This window comes from Blautia sp. OM07-19 (assembly GCF_003481595.1).
GTDB classification, from domain to species: domain Bacteria; phylum Bacillota; class Clostridia; order Lachnospirales; family Lachnospiraceae; genus Blautia_A; species Blautia_A intestinihominis.
On record NZ_QULA01000038.1, the window covers coordinates 801 to 21,498 of the forward strand.

The 20,698-nt window shown below is 37.7% G+C and carries 23 protein-coding genes; 2 read left to right on the plus strand and 21 right to left on the minus strand.

The features are described from left to right. From DXC01_RS20770 to DXC01_RS17360, 5 genes are all read right to left on the minus strand, one after another. On the minus strand, positions 1–529 hold a 529-nt coding region (locus tag DXC01_RS20770), incomplete at its 3' end, for a transposase (protein WP_442857941.1). 300 nt (positions 530–829) lie between these two features. Continuing rightward, positions 830–1,990, minus strand: a complete 1,161-nt coding sequence (locus tag DXC01_RS17345; protein ID WP_158565339.1) for a sensor histidine kinase — start codon at positions 1,988–1,990, stop codon at positions 830–832. Then, positions 1,983–2,672 carry a response regulator transcription factor gene (locus DXC01_RS17350; protein WP_019163079.1) on the minus strand — a complete coding sequence of 230 codons (690 nt, stop codon included), beginning with the start codon at positions 2,670–2,672 and terminating at the stop codon, positions 1,983–1,985. Before DXC01_RS17350 ends, DXC01_RS17345 begins: the two co-directional genes overlap by 8 nt. Before the next feature lie 69 nt (positions 2,673–2,741). Beyond that, positions 2,742–3,557, minus strand: a complete 816-nt coding sequence (locus DXC01_RS17355) for a hypothetical protein (RefSeq protein ID WP_118699463.1) — start codon at positions 3,555–3,557, stop codon at positions 2,742–2,744. A gap of 297 nt (positions 3,558–3,854) precedes the next feature. Further along, positions 3,855–4,115 (minus strand): TnpV protein, encoded by a 261-nt coding sequence (locus DXC01_RS17360; protein ID WP_243111660.1) that lies wholly within the window; start codon positions 4,113–4,115, stop codon positions 3,855–3,857. Between the two features lie 121 nt (positions 4,116–4,236). Here DXC01_RS17360 and DXC01_RS17365 point away from each other — a divergent pair, with 121 nt between their 5' ends. Then, positions 4,237–4,851 carry a helix-turn-helix domain-containing protein gene (locus DXC01_RS17365; protein ID WP_118699465.1) on the plus strand — a complete coding sequence of 205 codons (615 nt, stop codon included), beginning with the start codon at positions 4,237–4,239 and terminating at the stop codon, positions 4,849–4,851. Positions 4,852–5,232: 381 nt separating this feature from the next. Here DXC01_RS17365 and DXC01_RS17370 read toward each other — a convergent pair whose 3' ends face one another. From DXC01_RS17370 to DXC01_RS17435, 15 genes are all read right to left on the minus strand, one after another. Further along, positions 5,233–6,060, minus strand: coding sequence for a hypothetical protein (locus DXC01_RS17370; RefSeq protein ID WP_072446966.1), 828 nt, complete (start codon positions 6,058–6,060; stop codon positions 5,233–5,235). Then, on the minus strand, positions 6,044–6,529 hold the full coding sequence (locus DXC01_RS17375; protein WP_118045941.1) for a Mov34/MPN/PAD-1 family protein: 486 nt from the start codon (positions 6,527–6,529) through the stop codon (positions 6,044–6,046). Before DXC01_RS17375 ends, DXC01_RS17370 begins: the two co-directional genes overlap by 17 nt. Further along, positions 6,510–8,255, minus strand: coding sequence for a ThiF family adenylyltransferase (locus DXC01_RS17380; RefSeq protein WP_118045942.1), 1,746 nt, complete (start codon positions 8,253–8,255; stop codon positions 6,510–6,512). Before DXC01_RS17380 ends, DXC01_RS17375 begins: the two co-directional genes overlap by 20 nt. Position 8,256: 1 nt before the next feature. Beyond that, positions 8,257–9,318: a nucleotidyltransferase domain-containing protein gene (locus tag DXC01_RS17385; RefSeq protein WP_118045944.1), complete on the minus strand. Its 1,062-nt coding sequence runs from the start codon at positions 9,316–9,318 to the stop codon at positions 8,257–8,259. Positions 9,319–9,424: 106 nt separating this feature from the next. Next, on the minus strand, positions 9,425–9,838 hold the full coding sequence (locus tag DXC01_RS17390; protein ID WP_243111659.1) for a very short patch repair endonuclease: 414 nt from the start codon (positions 9,836–9,838) through the stop codon (positions 9,425–9,427). Between the two features lie 37 nt (positions 9,839–9,875). Beyond that, positions 9,876–11,048 carry a type II restriction endonuclease gene (locus tag DXC01_RS17395; protein WP_118699466.1) on the minus strand — a complete coding sequence of 391 codons (1,173 nt, stop codon included), beginning with the start codon at positions 11,046–11,048 and terminating at the stop codon, positions 9,876–9,878. Continuing rightward, positions 11,049–12,197 (minus strand): DNA (cytosine-5-)-methyltransferase, encoded by a 1,149-nt coding sequence (gene dcm, locus DXC01_RS17400; protein WP_118045949.1) that lies wholly within the window; start codon positions 12,195–12,197, stop codon positions 11,049–11,051. 126 nt (positions 12,198–12,323) lie between these two features. Then, positions 12,324–12,695 carry a TnpV protein gene (locus tag DXC01_RS17405; RefSeq protein ID WP_118045951.1) on the minus strand — a complete coding sequence of 124 codons (372 nt, stop codon included), beginning with the start codon at positions 12,693–12,695 and terminating at the stop codon, positions 12,324–12,326. 4 nt (positions 12,696–12,699) lie between these two features. Further along, the gene (locus DXC01_RS17410) at positions 12,700–14,124 is read right to left on the minus strand and encodes a plasmid recombination protein (RefSeq protein WP_279221582.1); all 1,425 of its coding nucleotides are present in this window, start codon (positions 14,122–14,124) and stop codon (positions 12,700–12,702) included. Between the two features lie 243 nt (positions 14,125–14,367). Further along, entirely contained in the window at positions 14,368–14,595 is a 228-nt protein-coding gene (locus DXC01_RS17415) for a DUF5348 domain-containing protein (protein ID WP_118699468.1), read from the minus strand. 117 nt (positions 14,596–14,712) lie between these two features. Then, a complete protein-coding gene (locus DXC01_RS17420; RefSeq protein ID WP_118045955.1) occupies positions 14,713–16,050 on the minus strand; it encodes a virulence-associated E family protein in 1,338 nt (445 codons plus the stop codon). Next, entirely contained in the window at positions 15,995–16,669 is a 675-nt protein-coding gene (locus tag DXC01_RS17425; RefSeq protein ID WP_118045957.1) for a CHC2 zinc finger domain-containing protein, read from the minus strand. The genes DXC01_RS17420 and DXC01_RS17425 overlap by 56 nt, the downstream gene beginning before the upstream one ends. 186 nt (positions 16,670–16,855) lie before the next feature. Continuing rightward, complete coding sequence (locus DXC01_RS20375) at positions 16,856–17,026, minus strand: hypothetical protein (protein ID WP_165854697.1); 171 nt, start codon at positions 17,024–17,026, stop codon at positions 16,856–16,858. An 18-nt stretch (positions 17,027–17,044) separates the two neighbouring features. Then, positions 17,045–18,097 carry a site-specific integrase gene (locus DXC01_RS17430; protein ID WP_118045958.1) on the minus strand — a complete coding sequence of 351 codons (1,053 nt, stop codon included), beginning with the start codon at positions 18,095–18,097 and terminating at the stop codon, positions 17,045–17,047. 13 nt (positions 18,098–18,110) lie between these two features. Next, on the minus strand, positions 18,111–18,302 hold the full coding sequence (locus tag DXC01_RS17435; RefSeq protein ID WP_009243123.1) for a helix-turn-helix domain-containing protein: 192 nt from the start codon (positions 18,300–18,302) through the stop codon (positions 18,111–18,113). Positions 18,303–18,506: 204 nt separating this feature from the next. On the opposite strand from DXC01_RS17435, the gene DXC01_RS17440 reads away from it, so the two are divergent. Then, positions 18,507–19,040 carry a helix-turn-helix domain-containing protein gene (locus tag DXC01_RS17440; protein WP_118045960.1) on the plus strand — a complete coding sequence of 178 codons (534 nt, stop codon included), beginning with the start codon at positions 18,507–18,509 and terminating at the stop codon, positions 19,038–19,040. Positions 19,041–19,306: 266 nt separating this feature from the next. On the opposite strand, the gene tuf is transcribed toward DXC01_RS17440, so the two are convergent. Then, positions 19,307–20,500, minus strand: a complete 1,194-nt coding sequence (tuf, locus tag DXC01_RS17445; protein ID WP_005423313.1) for an elongation factor Tu — start codon at positions 20,498–20,500, stop codon at positions 19,307–19,309. Positions 20,501–20,698: the final 198 nt, after the last annotated feature.

Consider the following 20,698-nt stretch of genomic DNA (forward strand, 5'->3'; position numbering starts at 1 on the left):
TTGTTCCATAATCATTCTCCTGCAAAAAAGAATTATATTTTTCAAAAAGCTGGTCGATAGAGTCCAGAAGTCCTGCCAGATGATAATTGATGCTTCCACGCCATACAAAAGTATAACGGTTCGCATTTGCCTCTATCTTTGTACCGTCAATAAAAAGTTCTTTTAATGTGACCAGCCCTTCTTTCTGCAGCCGCCGCATAAACTGGTAATTCAGGTCATCCAGGACATCAGATGTCAGCTTCCTGTTTTTAAAGTCATAAAAAGCATCACGTTTCGGTTTTTGTCCGCGCGTCAGCCAGATAAAAGCAAGGTCTCTTTCACACAGATCAACAATACGGTCAACAGAACGTATTCCACGCATATTTGCATAGGTAACTACAGCATACATCATAATTGGGTTGTACCCGGTTCTTCCCTTATCTGAACAATTGGCTAACAAGCCAGAAAAATCTAATTCCTCCATCACTTTTTTCAGGGTATAGACTGGATCGTCGTCAGGTAAACTCAATTCGAAGAAACTAAACCACAAAAATAGCCGCCCTGGTCTGGTAAACTAAGCGGCAATTTTTGTCAAAACATATATCGGACTAACCGTCTATCGGTAGCACTCTTTTTCTATAATCATATTAGCACGCATGTGCAGAAATGTCAAAAAATTTTTATTCTACTTTTTGAAGTTTTGACATATCCAATCCATGCCGGATCATCATCAGAATATCCCATTTTTAATTCTATGTACATTAAATTGTTAATCATTCTTATTCTCTCCTGATTCCAAATTTTGCAACATCTCAACAAACTGGAAGCTGTAAACCTGATTGTTCCTAAATTAACTGTGGCATACCATTGATAAACATATGCCATGCCTGTCATTTTTCGCACTAAGTTTCCATCCGTGCATTTCAACGATTTCTTTTGAGAGGGCAAGCCCTATTCCGCTGTTTCCGTTTTGTCCCGTATGAAAACGTTCAAACATATGGGAAAAATCCTCTGTGCTAAGTTCTCCTCCATCGTTCCAGATGGAAAGGACTTGATTTTTCCACGATATTTCGATTTGACTACACGCATATTTTACGGAATTAGTTATCAGGTTAGCAACAGCGTGTTCCAGCTTCTCCGGGTCTCCGTTGACATATCCTTCGTCCAGTTCTAACGATACTGAAAGGTTTCGCCTGTTCACAATTCCTTCAAGCGGCATCAAAATATCTTGAACCAGTGATGCCATTTCTATTGGTTCACACTTTAATGGTTCCGTACCGCTTTCCATTTTTGATAAATACAGGATATCCTCAATAAGTTTACTCATACGCTCCGTCTGAGACACTATCATTCTGCCCGCTTGAGAATAATCGGTAATGACTCCCATTTCAATCTCCTCCGCATATCCGCAAATTGCCATAAGCGGGGTTTTTAATTCGTGAGATGTATTTTCAAAAAAGGTCTTCTGAGCTTTGTCATTTTGTTCAAGTTTTTTCCCGAGAAAATATCCAATGGCAGCACCGAGAGCGGCAATGACAAAAGCATCCAGCAAAACACCAAAACTGATTTCTTTTATGAGTTCTGGTTCGCCGGTAACATCCACATAAGCAAGTAATCTCTCATTGCTGTCTTCGTAATACTCTGTTCTGGCTTTCATATAATAAGTTGCTTCGTTAATTTTTGCCCTTTGCATTTCATCAGACGGGTGTGTTTCATACCAGTCAATAAGTTTCTTCTCTTTGGGTGTCAGAATCTGATATATGTCATCCCTGTTTTCTGAATCTGCCCCCATATATACAAGTGAGGCATAATATAAAGAGCCCGTATCATTTTCAGATTCGTAATTCAAATATTCGTCTGAATCCAAAGTAAAAACGTTTTTAATTGCATTCTCAGCTCTCAGCTCTATTTTTTTATTAAAAACTATGTTCAGAATCAGCAGGCTCAAAAGCATGGCTGCCATAACGGCGGAACCTGTAAGTGTGGCAATTTTATAACGTGTCTTATTCATTACAATCCTCCAGTTTATAGCCATAGCCCCAGACAGCACTAATGCGAACTTTGCTGCCTGCGGTCTTCATTTTCTGCCTGACTCTTCTTACTGTCTCATCGACAACTCTGGTTTCTATCTCCGTAGAATCTATTCCCCATACTTTGTCGAGAATTTCATTCCGGGGGATTGCCGTTCCACCATGTTCCATAAGACATCCCAGAAGCGAAAATTCTGTCATAGTCAGACCAATATCATGCTCTTTCACAATGGCATTATGCTTCTCCCATGAAAAACACACATCACCAAAGGAAATATCTGCCTTTACCGGTATATTCATTTCAACTCTTCGGAACAACGCATTTACCCGGACAACAAGAAGTGACGGCGAAAATGGCTTAATCAGATAGTCATCCCCTCCATACATAAATCCCTTCATATGGTCAGACTCTGAATCCTTTGCCGTCAAAATAATAATAGGAACTGATGATATTGTCCTTAGCTTTTTACATATGGAAAGACCGTCTGAACCCGGCATCATAATATCAAGAATAACAAGATCACAGGGCTTCTCCTGAAAAGCAGAAAAGAGTGTATCACCATTCTTGTATGCTGTTACCTCATATCCGGCATTGGATAAAAATTCTGTGAGTATTTCTCGTATATCCTGTTCATCATCTGCCAAATAGATTTTTTTTGCCATATCTTTAATCCCACATGAGGGGAGCCCCTCAGAAATTCTGTGAGATTCCCCATATTATATCTTTCAAAATCAGTATATCTGTATTTTAGTTCCACCTGCTTTCGCTTCAAGAGCGATTGCCTGTGCCTCCAAAGCATCAATCTCATCTGAATACTTCGCATAGCGAGAAGCAAATTCCTCTTCAGAGAGGTTATCAGAGCCGTTATAAATATTGTCATAGATTGCATCAATTTTATTGTAAATACTGTTAAGCTGATTGATTTCATCTTCGCTCAAATTTCCATAGTATCCCTCATACCAACCCGCTTTCTTTTCAAGCGTTTCAATCTGTGCGTTCAGTGATGTAATCTCGTCATCATACTTTGCATAGCGGGCTTCGATCTCATCGTCTGAAAGATCATCGTCCGTCCACACTTCCGCATCAATTTCTTCGATTCTTTCATATGCTTTCTGAAGCTGTTCTGCTTCCTCTGCGGTGAGCTTGCCTGTATCGTACAGAGCATTATACTCATCCTCGGAATATTCATATTCCTCGTTGTCGATCCACCCGGCTTTTTTATCAAGCTCCTCAAGGCGATCCATGAGGGTATCGGTTTCATCCTGATACTGATCGTATCTGGCATAGATATCTTCATCAGAAAGACCATCTGCATCTTTCATTACCTCTTTGTCGATAGCGTCAAGTCGGTCATAAATGGAGTTAAACTCTTCAATCTCCTTCTGAGTGAGAGAACCATAATCTACATTTGTTTGTGTTACCTCTGATGTAGTCACTGTCTCCTCCTGTGTCTCCTTCTGGGCAGCCATGGCAGGAACACCTGCGGATGTAGTCATTGCTGCTGCAAGTGCTATTAACATTCCTCTTTTGAATAATCTGTTCATCATTTTAGTTCCTCCTGATTTTTTATTTACCGGTTGTTCGGTATGGCTAAAGTATAGCTCAGGCAAATGTAAAAATATCCTTAGAACAGTCATGAAAATGTCAAGAAAGTGTAACAGCACAAGATTTCCTATAAACCATATTTACTCTCGCCTCTTAAGGGTTACAATCTTTTTTCAAATACCCTCAATTTTTCTAAATCTGCAATTCCGATTTACCTTCACCTTATTTTACCATAGTGTTTTCTAAAATGCTATTCTGATATATACAAAAGTGTAAAAGAGCGATCTCTTCTCTCACACTCACACATATACCATGTTTTTCAATATAATCTCTTCTGCACTAACTTTTATATTATTCATTAACCCAACCCACTTCATCTGATCCTGTACCTTTAATTCTTCAGTTACACCCTTTTTTTCTGCCATCTGTTTCATAAGCATTTCCACCTGTTCTCTGGCTTCCTGATCTGTCTGGTTCAGATGTTCATTCAGTTTTCCAGTCAATAACAGATACTGATACCTTGCTGATCTGTGTTCTTTTAAGAACTGCTTTCGTAACATTCCATATTTTCCATATGTCGGTTCTGCTTCGTTCAAAACCAGATCCGGCAAATAGTGATCTCTCTAGTAGATATGGGGATTACTCCCCATATCTACTAGAGCTTTTAAGGAGGTGGATAATATGCAGGAATCATCTATTTCAGAAAAAATAAAAGAGCTACGAACTGATCTGAAGATGAATCAAAAAAACTTTTCCGCAGCTATTGGTATACGTCAGTCAACTTTATCCAGTTATGAAAATGGTGTGGTTACTCCCTCCAATGATGTGTTATTGACTATTGCTCAGAAATTTCATGTCTCACTGGACTGGTTATTTGGATTATCTGAAAATAAAGTACAGATTTCTACTCTCAGCGATATTCTTTGGGTTTTACTGCAGATGAATGAATCCAATGAACTCCGGTATGAACTGGATATAAATAATAAACTTCCCGGTGATATAGAAACAGAAACGCAGAAATGGTATGCCGGACTTCACTTTTATGGAAATGATCCGGAACATTCTTTAAACGCAGATATGTGTAATTTTCTTGCTGATCTGCAGGAGAACAGAGAAAGCCTGGAATCTTATTTCACAGGTAAAGATATGTTTGATATGTGGAAGAAACAGACGTTGGAATACTACACTTCCAAACCTGTCACCCATAAAGAAATTGAAGAACTGGATTTTGAAACACGAATCCGTAAACGAGATGAACTCTTAACACAGAAATTTTCCAATAACGAACAGAAATAGTATCATAACAGTATCACAGGCAGATCTGCGAAGATTTTCATTTTCTTCCCATACCTGCCTGTTTTTAGTTTATTTGCTATTCTTTACAGCCTTATTTTAATCTTCTGTTCAACAGAAAAACCCCGGAAACCTTACGGTTCCGGGGTATCTTACGTTTGGACACAATGTACCTTACGGTACTCAATATATATTAATCAGTGATTACTCGATGATTGTAGCAACACGTCCTGATCCTACAGTACGTCCACCTTCACGATATCAGACTGGCGTATTGCGGTGTGCAAATGATGATTTTTCGTGTGATTTGTGGGGGAAAGTCCGGATTTTCCACTGTATCCGTGTGGTTTTTGGGGATTTTGTTATCATGGTGTTATCACTGACTTATCTTTTATAAACGACAATTCCCTTATTATTAAATTTTCTTATTCCATCCCTTTCTTGCTGGAAAACTCTTACTTCATTAAAATTATCTCTTCCTCCAAGTTTAAAAGCACTGCTGGCAATATTCTTTGTATTTAATGGATTAGTTGTGGCATAAACATTTACTTTTTTTATATTATTATTTAAGCTCCTGACTTCATTAACAACGCACCTTACTAATTCAGGACTATCATATCTGTTAACATCATTAGTATTATTACGCGATATTAATAATGTCGGTATATTTTTCTTTATTTCCGGTAATTGGCTCAATGAAAGAGGATATGTATCAGAAATCATTACATTCACTTCATCTGTTTCATGCGAAAAATTTGATTTACTTACTGAAATGGTATCATTTTCTTTTTTATCAAACTCTCCGCAATTATATTTATCGAACGTATCATTCAGCACCAGTTTAAATTGCATATATATCGGCACCTGAATAAGGTTACATTCCGAGTACCCCAATATCTTTGAACATATCCGATACCACCCATATCTGTACTGTTTATAATAGTTTCCTCTATTAAACATATATGTTTTATTCCACTTTCTAATTATAAACAATACTACTATTAAAAAGAAAACACCAATTGCCCAATCTCCACCTTTCCAGGCAAAGTAAAAAATATAATCACATATTTTTTGTGACGCTTCCAGCTTAGGCGGGGTCTTTATTAACTCTGTAATTTTAAATATTCTCGGAGCAAAGAACACACCAACAAGCAACAGAAGTTGTAATATTGGTCTGATATTATTTTTTATCCTTTCATAAATTGATTTCATTCCATTTTACCTCACATATTTTTTTCGGGCAAAGCTTTCCTTTTTGCATTCTCCATATGCTGAATGCTTTACGTCCGGCAATGATATGATATTGTACCCCTTTAGGATCTTCTTTACCAATACGTTTCCAATTTTTTAAATCTATAATTGAATAATGTGGTATATCTTCCGGATGTGTATGCCATTCCCCCCAATATGCATACACACCATTATTTTCATTATACAATTTTTCAAAATATTTTAAATGCCCTTCATCTTTTCTGGTATATCTGGTTCTGGTACATATATCATTTTTTAATGGTTTAGATATATACTCAAGAATTATATTTTCATTATTCAGATTTTCCCGTCCGACTATAATTCCACCTTTCTCTGGATCATAATCATTCTTCTGGATCTGACTATATATTTCTTCCAATATTTGATCGCATATCTTTATTTTTCTGTTTTTACTTTCCGTTACAATCATTACATACACCACAATTAATATTTACAAATTGCTTACCAGTCAATATTTTAATCTGTTCCTGTTGTCGCAAATATCGGCCAGATGTTTCCAGATTATGTTTTTCCAGATAGTCACTATCTCCTTTTAAAGATATCAGTAAATTGTCATCGAGGTTTTCTTCAAAAATATTTTTGACCATCTTTAAACAAAGTAACATTGTTTTTAGTGAAACCAAATTTCCATATGGCACGTAAGTCTTTCCACACCCTCCCGCACTTTCCGTTATAATCTGTCCCCTCATGCAGTACGATGTTTTGTCATATAGTTCTCCTGTTTCTTCATCCCGGTCAAAAAAACATTCATAACATCCACAATTTCCATATTTTATATATGCAGCATGATTTCCAATACCATATACTTCATTCCACAAATAAACAACCGGCACTTTGATTTTGTTATTTTGTATCCATGAATTAATCCAACGATTTAAATTATGATTTCCTGCCGCTGAGATAATCAGATTATAGTCTTCAAAATTAATATCTTCTTCTGTAATTGCATCTTCAATTCTTTCCGCCAACGTCGTTATCTTTACTTCCGGAATATTTTTTTGTATATATGTGTTCAAAGCTTCGCACTTGTAACGATTAACATATTCCATTCCCAACACATGCCTGAATATATTTTCTTCCGTCAACTTCTCATAATCAACAATAGTAAGATCCTCATATCCTGCTTTTGCGAGCTCGCATATAACATGTCCACCAATCGAACCGCAGCCTATTATAAGTATTCTTTTTTTATAGTTTTCGCTGTCCTGTTCTGTTACACGCTTCATCAAAAACTTTTTATCAGCTCTTTCCATAAGCAACGGCTGCAATTCTTCTACTTTTTCCAGAGAAGTCTCTTTTAACATGCCACCTTTTATATACATTCCTACAAAATGTGTCTGTCCTGATGGCTGATGAATTTCAAACACAATAATTCTATCTTGTCGAGAACGTGGCATAATTGAAGCAAGTTCTCCCTCCGGCACAAAATGTAAAAGAGCATTCAAATAATCTATCGACAGTTTTTTTCTTATGTCCGGTGGGAAAATATATTTTTCAGAATATATTACAAAATATGCTATATTCATGACTGGCGTTTTTTCCAGATTCCAACGTTTTAAACTTTCAACATTTTCTCCAATATAAATCGGTGCTTTTTTGCATCTCTTTATATACTCTATCTGTTTTTCTTTTTTCCTTTTGGAACTTTTTTTAATGCCCCCTTTTACGATACGATTTTTTCTATCTGTTTCTACTGCCAAATGTGCAATTCTGCAATCTTTCAGTTGAGCCCAGTATAATTCAAATTCATTTATAAAATCGTTTTTATTTTCTCCAGAAAAACCTTGTTTCAAAATTGTCTGTGCACGCAATAATGATTGCATCATAATTCCAGGTAAATTCTGATCTATCAAAATACCTTCCGTTTCAAACAAACACAGTTTTCCTTTATTATCTATATGCGGCATATAAACAAGTTCATTATAATCTGCAACATATATATCCACTAAATCTCTATACCATTTTTCCGGAACTGCTATATATACAACAAACGATTCTCTTTCATTTATTACCAGTTCTCCCTGCAAAACTGTCTGATAGACATTTTCAAATAATTTAGCCTCTTTTATAATGCTTACATTTTTTATAACATCACTTTCCTGTAAGATTCGTTTGAGTTCTTCTGGTGAAAACATCTTAATCTACTCCTGATGCACTTGTTGAAGGTATAAAATTCATTTGTTTTTTGGCTGCATTTTTCTTTTCCGGAATCGGGAAATCATCTCCAAAAATTTTACTCAGCATCTTACACTGTTCCACTTCATCTGTTTCACTTTTTACAGCTTCCAGATCATCAACCAAATCATCAATCTTTTCTTTAAAATCTGTCATATAATTATCTGACATCTTTCTGAAGAGATTAACATCGGATTCAAAGTTCAATGAAGAAGGCAAATTGTATTCTATAGTATACATTAATCGTCCATTTTCATTCACTTCTTTAAACACAAACAGCTTTTGAATTTCTTTTGCAAAACTAATCACAGCCTGTAAATCATCATAACAATATTTTTCTTCTATATAATCATATTTTTTTGAAGCTTCAAAATGATCTACAGCAATTAACGTAATTGCTATGCTTGGTGGTTCTGCATTTCCTGAACTACTGAATTTCTTATTTTTCCAACGTTTTATATATCTTACTACTCTGCGAAATTGTTCGCGATCTTCTTTGTTATCGTCACCTTTATATTTATCATTAACATATTCTACAAGCCCGACCGGATCAGATTTCTCCCAGCATGTTTCTTCTGAATCCCTGTTTTTTCCACGTGCAAGATATAACTGACTGTCAGAATCATCTTTGTCTTCATAAACGTAAGTAACTAAATCCACATGATATGCAGCTTCGCCATCTTTCTTGTATGTTACTGTCACACATGGTTTTTTTATTTTTGCGCCATACTCAGTATGATTTTTTAACAGATCTCTTATTTTCTCTTTCAGGTCCATTGGTTCATAATCATCACGATTAACATGAAAACGTAAACCTACATCTATATCATATTCTTTATCCAGTGGTTCAACCCCCAGATGCATACTATAACTCCCCTGATTGTACTCATCAAATGCAGGCATATCGTCATCATTTCTTAATATACCTAATAAAATATCTCTTTTTTCTTTCAGTTCACTTTTAACGTCATAATCCATTTTTATTACTTTGTTAAATTCTTTAAAATATGTCTGCAAACTCATTTTCCGCGCTCCTTCCTTAGCACTCTCTTTTGTTGAGTGCTGATAATTATCAGTATATCATTCTTTTCCGATTAAAACAAGTTACACTAATCACTGAAATTATTTTTCAAATCTCCAAGCTATATTGTTCATTCTGCAAATAATCCTCCAGTTGATGCAATTTATCTTCTCGGAATTCTTCATCTTTTTTCATTTTCTTTATTGTGCATTCCCACACAATTACTACTTTGACTTTTTTACGCATCAATTCTTTTCGAACACATTCATCCCTCTTTATATTTGCGTCAAACTTTTTCTGCCAGAATTCTACCCTTGATCTTGGCATGTAAGCATATTTGCATCCCTCGTGCCTGTGCCAGAAACACCCATGTACAAAAATTGCTGTATTATATTTTCTCATGTATATATCCGGATGCCCCGGCACACTTTTTGAATTCACGCCATATCTGTAACCTCTGGCAAACAATAATTTTCTCAGATATATTTCCGGCTTCGTATTCTTGGAATGTATCGCTGCCATATTTTTGCTACGTTCTTCCGGACTCTTGATGTCCATATTATCCCTCGATTTCCTGTATATACTTCACAAAACGTGCAATGGTCCAGATTCTGTCCCGTCTGTCTTTCGGATAAGATACAATATATGGTTCCGGAACTACTAATACTACATTTTCAGCCTGCATCTCATCCATCTGTGCTCCTGAGATTCCCTGTTGTAACGTACAAAGATATTTGGGTGAATCTTTTAATCTGTTCGCCTCATTCAAGACCTGTCTCCAACGATCTTTACATGTAGTTTTAGCTGCAAGCGTTACTAGTTTCTGAATATCAAAACTGCTGTTATGGTATGCCTCTCCTGAAGGAAATATAAAATCTGGTTTCTTGTTTCCTTCTGTCACCGTCTGAGCTGAATACTGAATGGCATTTCCATCAAATATCGCAGCAAGATGATGTTCAAGACTTTTTCCTGCTCTGCTCTTTCTTCTGTTCAAGACCATATTTGCAACTTTTACAAATTCATCCACATCTGAAAATCCCTTAGTTATAATGTCTCCATATCTTGCATACTCCAGAGCACGAAACAGCGTATACTCCATATTAGTCCAGTCAATTATTTTCCTGTCCGGATTTGTCTGTATATATTCAATATGATCATAAGCTCTGTCCTGTATATATCTTGCAGTAGCTGACATTTCTTCTGACGTTGGAAAATCCACCTCAAGATTTGCTATAAATTCCTGAATTGCTATTTGTTCCTGTGTTTCTGCCCGGACATTTTCAACATTTATCAAACTGTTTGTTTCTGTCGGACTGATGCCAAACGCATTAAGAAATTCCTCAATTTCCTCTTCTGTATCCAAGAAATATCCACTGTAGTTTTCTTCTGCCTGTTTTGTAAAAACAAACAACGAACCTGTCTGATTTATATGCAGGAACGGAAATCCTCGTCCAAATCTTGTTATTCTAAGTTCGTTTTTACTTGCATAATAAGTAAAACAGCTTTCCGTTTCAAAATCATTCTGCCATTTTATTTTTACAGTCCTTTTAGGTATTCCCTCCTGTTCAAGCTGTTCTCTGGAGAACAACATTTCCATCGCAGTTTTTGAAATCAGGATTCCCGACTGATGAGCACCGGTCGCACCTGTATCATTTGCCGAAAGAAATTTGCAAAAGCTTTTTTCACTGTTTAACACTGATGTTATCGCAATTTCCGCATAGCCTGCTGACATTTAAATCACCTTCCTCTGTATATCCTGTTCTTTCTCATTATCCATTGTTTCAATGTTGTTAACTATCAGTTTTGCAACTTCTCCCATTAATGGAACGACTACAGAATTTCCAAATTGCTTATATGCCTGTGTATCCGAAACAGGAATCTTAAATGTATCCGGGAATCCCTGCAATCTTGCACATTCTCTCGGAGTCAACCTTCTCGGATTCTTTCCTTCCTGTGCAATAAGCACTTCCGATCCATCTTTGTAATACCTGGCACTCAATGTCCGGGACACTCCATCCAAAGGGGCTATTCCATATCCAAATCCATTACCGGCTGCCCGATGCTTTGCTGCGTAATTCTGCAGATATGTCCACAATTTATCAGACAATGTGTATTTATCTGCAACTTCTTCATCAAGAATATCTCTCATAACGGGTTTTGGAACACGTGGTGTAAGATTAAACTCAAAATCAATTTTATCTCCATAGCGTTCTCTGTCAAATCCTACAATTAATATTCTCTCTCTGTGCTGAGGAACATAATTCTGTCCATCCAGAACTTTATAGAAAATTTCATAGTCCAACTCTTCCAGTGACTCTCTGATTACCTGAAAAGTTCTTCCTTTATCATGGCTGCATAAATTTTTAACATTTTCAAGCATAAATGCTTTTGGTCTTTTTTCTTTCAATATCCTGCAGACATCAAAAAACAATGTGCCCTGTGTTTTATCCTCAAATCCAGTAGCTCTTCCCATACTGTTTTTCTTTGATACCCCGGCTATTGAAAAAGGCTGACACGGAAATCCGGCAACCAGAATGTCATGATCCGGAATATCTGCAGCATTAACTTTTGTAATATCCCCTTCCGGCTGTTCTCCAAAATTTGCAAAATAGGTCTGCTGACTGTATTTGTTCCATTCACTTGAATAAACACATTGACCGCCGGCCCGGTCAAATGCAATACGCATACCACCAATCCCGGCAAAAAGATCAATAAATGTAAATTTTTTCTCTTTTCCTGTATTCTTCTTCTTTTTTACATCACTCATATAATATGCTACTGCTTCTCTGACACAGTCCTGCATACTCAGTTCATTCTTTTCTGAATAAGAATTCAATTCATTATATAACTCATCGTCTACTCTTATATGTACCTGTCTCATTCTCATCACTCCTGGGAATATATTTATACCTGTTTTTTCCCTATTATACTCTAATGCAATTTAAAAAGCAAGCGAAAATACGAACATACTTTCGTTTGCTTTTTTCCTTTTATTGGTTATCCACTACTATGAATATATAATTTTCATGACACTTTCTTCTGCAATATTCTTAATATTATTCATCCTCCTCACCCATTCCACCTGATCCTGCATCTTCAGTTCTTCTGTCACTCCCCACTGTTCAACCATCTGCTCCATCAGTATCTCGACTTTTTCTCTTGCTTCCTTATCAACCTGATTTAAATGCTCCGTCAGTTTCCCGGTCAGTACCAGATACTGATACCTTGCACTCCGGTGTTCTTTCAGAAACTGCTTTCGCATCATTCCATATTTTCCATATGCAGGTTCTTCCTCATTGATTTCCAGATCCGGCAGATAATAATCTCCATGCAGTGTGTAGCTCAGTCCGTTCTTTTCATCATAAATCTGTTTCTTCATATTCTTACAACTCCATTCCTCTGTATTTCGTTTTATTCTTCTTTATCTGTGCATTGTGTTCTTCACTTCGTTCTCTTGCCCATTGTATGCGGTCGCCTATTTTTTTCGGCATTTGTTCTTTCTGTTCTTTCTGTTTTTTCGCTTCAAGTTCCGCCTGCATCCGGATATCGTCCTGCACCAGTCGTTCTACCATATCTTTCCCCAACATGCGTAAAAGTCGGTTATATCTGTCTGCAATTCCCTGCAGTATTTCTTTCTCACCTGACAATTTCTGATAATCTTTCTGAACTTCTGCCAGTTCACTTTTTGTATCTTCGTACTCCTTCTTTTTCTCCTGAAACTTACTTTTCCAGTTATCTCTTTCTCTGGTGAGTTCTTTCACCTGTGCAGCCATTGCACCGATTTTATTTTTCATTTCAATAAACAATGGTTTGATTTTCTTCTCCCGATAAGTTACCGCACGTTCCAATGCTGTAGCTTCCGGTAAAAATGTTTTGATCATTCCATATTCTTTTATTTCCTTACTGACATTATCCATCACCGGTTGCAGAAATTCTCTTCTGTCTTCCAGTTTTTTCAATTCTGTTTCTGCTTTCTCAGCACGTCTTTCCGCTGTTTCTTTATCTTTCTGGAACTGAATTTTTTCTTCTTCCAGAAGCTTAATATCTGCCCTTGCGTCCGCAATCTGAGAAGTCAGACCTTCATTCTCTGCTGTCAGATTTTCTTTTTCCTGTTCCAGTTCCTGCACCTCCTTCTTACGCTCTTTCTTTTTGAAATTGTAAACATCCAGATGCTCTTCATGTGTACCTTTCTGCTCCCATTCAATTCCATGTTGCTTTGCGATTTCCGCCAGTACTTCCTTTTCATGGTTTATCCACTGATTCAGTTCTGTATCATGCTTATTTCCGCCTTGAAATCCAAGACTTTTCAATGCCTGTTTCAGTGAGACTCTGGTATCCATTCCTTTTCCCTTCCAGTTGGTCACATAAGGAACAAAGTCAATATGCAGATGCGGAGTAGCTTCGTCCTGATGCAGATAGCAGCCAAATACCCGAAGTGTCGGATTCCGCTTCTGGAAATCTTTTACATATTCATCCAGTACCTTTACAGCCAGATTTCCTTCTGTTGTTCCCACCGCCATATCCTCACGATTACCAATCTGGAATATCACTTCATGGAACAGCTTCTCCTGTTTGCCCTGTCGGATTTTTTCATAATAATTTGCAATTTGCCGATCCTTTCTTTTCCCGATATTGTATCTCTCCACCGCATCGTCAAACAACTCTTTATAAACTTCTTTTAGATTCTCATTCTTATAACAAATGTTCAATTGTACTCTGTCCGGATCTACATTTTCTGCTACAAAATCCCGTCTGTTATGAGCCAGTGAACCGGCTCCGATCATGCCACTGATTGTTCGTTTCATCATAAATTTTCTCACCTCTTTTCTGTTTGAGTGCCAGATATGGCACATAATTTTTATTTACGCCAGACATGGCGATATTTAAGAAACTTTCGCCGGATACGGCGGTTTTGTTACTTTTGTCAAAAGTAACGCAAAAGCACTTTCGACAGCCGTACCGTCCATCAAAAGTCCCCTTGCGCCCTGCAGGGGGCATAACGTCCTTATGGACGTCTGTTCTGCACCGACTGAAACGAATCGTAGACCTGTTTATTCCGATATTCTCGCCTGCACATATTCCAGATTTCCGCAGTAAGGTGTCCCCACCAGATACCATTCTCTTGCCAGATTCATCTCCATTCTGGTCTGTACCCATTCATCATCTACCAGCACTTCCAGTCCTTCTCCACAATGAAATCCTGTATCAATCCATAAGTCTGATGATAATAATCCATATCTTCCATTGCTGCTGTTATATCCTAATCTTCCCTGTTTCATCATTGTCTGCTCCTTTCCAGTTTGTAAACGGAATTTGTAAACGGGGCTCAAAAGATTTTAAAAGTTAACTTTTTAAGTTTTTCCTTCAAGTTCCGTTTACATCGTTTACAATAATCTTTACTCAAACGGTATCTCCAACTGTTCCGGTACTTCCATGAATCCGTCTTTGTCTTTTTTCTCAATACCTTCTATTCGTTTCCATGACCGCTGGATGCCATATTCCTTTCCAAAACGGTGAGTACCGTGTTGTTTCCATCCTTCTATTGCATTATTCATAATATTTGCAATTTCTTTGCTTTCCCATTGTTTCATCTCACCTGTCCGATGCAGTGCATCATCAAACAAAAGCTTTGTACATACATAATCGTCTTCATAGTCATCAAGAAACGCCTGGATAATTCCTGCATTTGTATCTTCCGGCATAAATTCTTTCTGCAGTTTCTTCGCTTCTTCCTCAATCTCTTTTGTAAAACTGAGGTATACATTTCCCTGTTGATAAAGCACCATAGCCTCTGCCCATGCCTGTACAATATAAGCTCTGCTCTCTTCTTCATTGTCTAGAATATGAACTTTTGCTTTTGTTATATCTGTCATAACTGGGGCAAATCTCCTGTTTCCGGTTCTATCCAATGGAAGAAAATTTAGGTCATTCGATGTTCCACAAAATACACACTGTCGTGGTCTGTCCTCTGGATAAACCTCATAAGGAACTTTGTAAGTTTCTTTCTGTCTGCTTAGAAACGATTTTATCTGTTCAATGTTCTTTGCAGTAACAGTTGCTTTCATTTCTCCCATCTCTATAATCCAATGGTTCTGTAATTTCCTATAAATATTTTCATCATCCAGGTGATCCAGATTGTCACTGAACCAATCGTCATTTATTGCCAGATATTTAAAAAATGTAGATTTTCCAGCTCCCTGACTTCCTACCAGGCAAAGCATAATATCATACTTTATTCCTGGTTCATATATCCTGGATATTGCTGCCAGCATATGCATTTTCATCACGCCAGTCGTATAACTGTTCTTTTCAGCTCCAAGAAACCGTGGAAGTAAATTCTCAATACGTGGAACGCCATCCCACATTAGGCTCTCCAGATAATCTCGAATCGGATGATACTTATTTTCATTGGAAACAATATCTACTCCTTTTTTTATTACTCGTTCACTAGTAATCTCATAATTATCTTCCAGATACATCTTTAGATTACTATCGTCCGTATCTGTCACTGTGAGGCTCTCGCTTCTCCGTTCCCAAGGCACCTCTTTCACAATGTCCATTCTTCCGGAAAGTTCATTCCTCTTAATTGCTTTTTTCAGCACTGGATCATTTTGAAGTACCGTTACACAATTTCTGATTGTCTGCTTTGTTCTTCCTTTATCCGTATGCTCCAACATATCATTGACATCTTCTACTGTAAGCATCTCCTCGTTCACAATATCTTCTAATTCCATTAAGGACTTCTCGCTGATATTCGTTAATTCTTTCTTCAATTTTTTCAACCTCCCTTCTCTTCATCTTGAAAAACTCTACAATCTCTTCTCCTGTTCCAAACATCAGCACGTCCAGATAGTCATTTATCTTTCTTTCATTTGCCAATGCCTCCGTAAATAATTCGTGCCACTCTTCTTCTGGTTCTGGTCTGTAAAACTCTTTCCAAAACTGAATCCATTTCAGATATCTGATCAGCACGTCTGTTGCATGTTTCAACCACTGCTCCAGTTTTTCTCTGATCATCACAACTTTAGGTTTCTTTGATATCAAAGTATTCCTGCTTTGGTGCGTCCTTTTGTATTTGTTTCTGTCTTCGATTTTTATATCCAGTCCAAAATCTTCTATCATCTTTTTCGCAGCTTCATACTGTGATATTCCAAATAACCTTGCTGTAAAATCTATCGCATCACCGCCCACTCCACATGCAAAGCAGTGATATATTTTATCTGCCTTCATACTTGGGTGTCTGTCTTTATGAAACGGACAACACGCCATTCCATTTCTTTTTACTTTAATCCCGTAATGCTCCGCAGCCTGTCTGGCTGTCACACATTCTTTTACCTGTTCAAATAATGTCACTTCTACCTCCTGCCCCTCCGGGCAAGTCTCTGATGAACAGATATTCGGGAATTGTTGTATCGTTCAATTCGTGATATACTGAATCTGCCAAGATGATATATCAGTGAATCTGATTATCAGAGAACTTGCTCAGATATTTTGTCTGGGCTTTTTCTTTTTGTCTGTTAGTAGCCATAGTTCCACTCCTTATACGAATCTCCTTGTTGGGATAATGATAATTTCAAATTTGCTTCCATCCTCTAATTCAAGAAGAATCGCATAATCCGAATCTCGATCCGGTAAAATAGAACTTATCTTCAGCTTCTTACTGTAATTGAGCGTATCAAATATTTTTCTGACTACTTTCTTTGTTTTCATGTGTCTTTTCCTCCATATTTAACGTTTGTTGTCCAACATCTCAGCTACCTTTTTTTGCTGTGACGGATACAGGTGACCATAAGTGTTTAATGTCATCTGAATATCTTTGTGCCCCAGTCTTTCCTTGATGATCAGTGGCTCTACACCCTGATAAATCAGATATGCTACATGGCTGTGACGGATATCATGCACTCTGATTGGTTTTACACCGGTCAATGCTTCATATTTCTTGAGCCGTTTCTGCAGTGTTCTCGCCACAATCGGAAATAACCGCTGATTTTCCGGAAATCCATAATGCATCTTCGCATACTCCTGCACCTCTTCTTTAAGAAAATTAGGAATATCAATGGTACGGACTGAATTTTCTGTTTTTGGAGTATCAATCACATCTCTTTTTCTGATCCGGTTATAAGTCTTATTGATATGCAAAAGATTACCACTCATATCAAAGTCTGAAAGACTCAATGCCAGAAGTTCTCCTTCCCTGATTCCTGTCCAGAACAGGATTTCAAATATCAGATAATCCTCACTCTCTGGCTCAATCCCGGCGATAAAGCTGTCATATTCTGCTTTCGTCCAAAATTCCAGCTTATTAGCATCCGATTTCCCCATCTTTTTTACTTTCTTACATGGATTTTCCTTCAGATTGTAAATTTTCTGTGCATGATTAAACAGTGCATTTAACTGATTCTGAATCATACGCTCATAAGTCTTGCTGTAACCTTTTTCCTGAATGGTGTTCTGCCACTGGATAATCTCTGCCGGTGTGATCTCATTCATTTTTCTTGTTCCAAAATACGGAACAATGTGCTTGTTCATCATGTGCTGCTTGTTACGGATTGAATTTTCTTTCAGTTCATTCTTTTTATCTTCAAAATAGACTTGAATAAAACTGTTCATCTCCATTTTCATATCCGCTGCAGTCTTTCTTATGAATTCCTTTTCATAATTCAATGCTTCTTTCTTTGTCTTGAACCCTCTTTTCAGCTTCTGCGTTTTCTTACCTGTCCAGTCAATATAGCGGAAGCTCACATACCAGGTTCCCTGTGTTTTGTCCTTGTAAGCTGACATCTTAAAACCTCCTTCACACTGCTCTCTGAGAGCATCCATAAAATTTTGTTTCCCAGTAGGGACGTGGAATCTTTCCACGAACTGCCACATATCCTTCCTTTGCCAGTTCATCGTTGAGTTGCTTTAGAATAGAATATGCTTTACTGCGTTTCACTCCTAATTCTTCCATGACATCATCAACAGTCATCATATAATTAGTTCTCATAGCGTCCTCCTTTCCAGTCACTTTTGTGACTCTTTTGATGTTTTTTACTATAATTCACTTTTGTGACTTTGTCAATAACCTTTTGCGAATTTTATTTTTATATTCCATTCTACATTATCAGGCTATGTAAAAATCAACCTCTTTCGCATCATTCACTTTTGTGCTAGAATAGAATCACAAATATTATTAAGGAGGCAGCACATTATGGTAGGTAAAAAAATCCGGGCATTCCGGGAATTCAGAGGATACAGTCAGATACAGTTAGCCGAGCTGTCCGGCATTAACGTAGGAACGATCAGAAAATATGAACTGGGAATCCGGAATCCAAAACCGGATCAGTTAGAAAAGATAGCAACTGCACTGGGATTAAATGTAAGTGTTTTTCTGGATTTTAATATTGAAACAGTCGGAGATGTACTCTCTCTGTTGTTTTCTATTGATGATTCAGTGAACCTCTCACTTGCAGAAACACCTGATCAGAAGGTTTCACTGACGTTCGATAATCCTACAATGCAGGACTTTTTCAGGAAATGGTGTCAATTTAAAAATGTCTATGAAAAGGAAAAAGCTGAAATATTAGCTATCGAAAATGAAGATAAAAGACAGGAAGAATTGGATAAGCTGAACGCTACCCAAGAAGAATGGAAACTGCGTGCTATGGGAACTACGATAGGTTGTCATACCATCGTTAAAAAGGGCACTGAAGGTAATGAGATCAAGACATATGATCTGACTTAATCCACAGGCAAATCTCTGATTTGTGGATAAATCCACTTTATCTGTTATCATATTTGCGAAAATTATATATTTTGTTATCATTCTGTTATCACAAACGGTTGTCAGGACACTCTCCCGGCAACCGTTTTTCTATACTGTTCGTTATTCTTTTCCACTCTTTTGTACATTTCCAGGCAACAGAAAAACCCGTAGAACCGAAGTTCTACGGGTATCTTACGTTTGGACACAACGTTATCTTGCGATAACAAATCTATATTCAGATTGTATTACTCGATGATTGTAGCAACACGTCCTGATCCTACAGTACGTCCACCTTCACGGATAGCGAAAGTAAGACCCTGGCTCATAGCGATTGGGTGGATCAGTTCGATTGTCATTTCGATGTTATCTCCAGGCATGCACATTTCTGTTCCTTCTGGAAGGTTGCAAACACCTGTTACGTCTGTTGTTCTGAAGTAGAACTGCGGACGATAGTTGTTGAAGAACGGAGTATGACGTCCACCTTCATCTTTTGTCAGAACGTAAACCTGAGCTGTGAATTTTGTATGGCATGTAAGTGTTCCTGGTTTAGCAAGAACCTGTCCACGTTCGATTTCGTTTCTCTGAACACCACGAAGAAGAGCACCGATGTTATCACCAGCCTGAGCTTCGTCAAGAAGTTTACGGAACATTTCGATTCCTGTAACAACAACTTTACGTGTTTCTTCTTTGATACCAACGATTTCAACTTCTTCAGATACGTGAAGAACACCAGCTTCTACTCTACCAGTAGCAACTGTTCCACGTCCTGTGATAGAGAATACATCCTCTACAGGCATAACGAACGGTTTGTCTGTGTCACGCTGTGGGTCCGGAATGTACTCATCAACTGCGTTCATGAGTTCCATAATCTTGTCTCCCCATGGGCCAGCCGGATCTTCAAGAGCTTTAAGAGCAGATCCCTGGATAACCGGAATGTCATCTCCTGGGAAGTCATATTCGGAAAGAAGTTCACGAATTTCCATCTCAACCAGTTCAAGAAGTTCGTCATCATCTACCATATCACATTTGTTCATGAATACAACGATGTACGGAACACCAACCTGACGAGCAAGAAGAACGTGCTCTTTTGTCTGAGCCATAACACCATCTGTAGCAGCAACTACGAGGATAGCACCATCCATCTGAGCTGCACCTGTGATCATGTTCTTAACGTAGTCAGCATGTCCTGGGCAGTCAACGTGTGCATAATGTCTATGCTCTGTCTGATACTCAACATGTGCTGTAGAAATTGTGATACCACGCTCTCTTTCTTCTGGAGCTTTATCGATATCTTCGAAGTTTTCAACTGTGTTTCCTGGAACTCTTTCAGCCAGAACTTTTGTGATAGCTGCTGTTAAAGTTGTTTTACCATGGTCAACGTGTCCGATGGTACCAATGTTACAATGCGGTTTTGTTCTCTCAAACTTAGCCTTTGCCATTTTAAAATGTCCTCCTTAAAAACTATGCTCTTTCTTCCAGAGCATTTTATCAGTTTTAGACTTGCTATCCTTGATTATATTGCAAATCAAGGATATTTGCAAGCTTTTTTATTACTGTTCACTCCGTTCACAGTAACTTGGTCAAAATGCATTCCAAATCACCTACGGTGATAGCATTTTGCCCCGCATGTCTCGGGA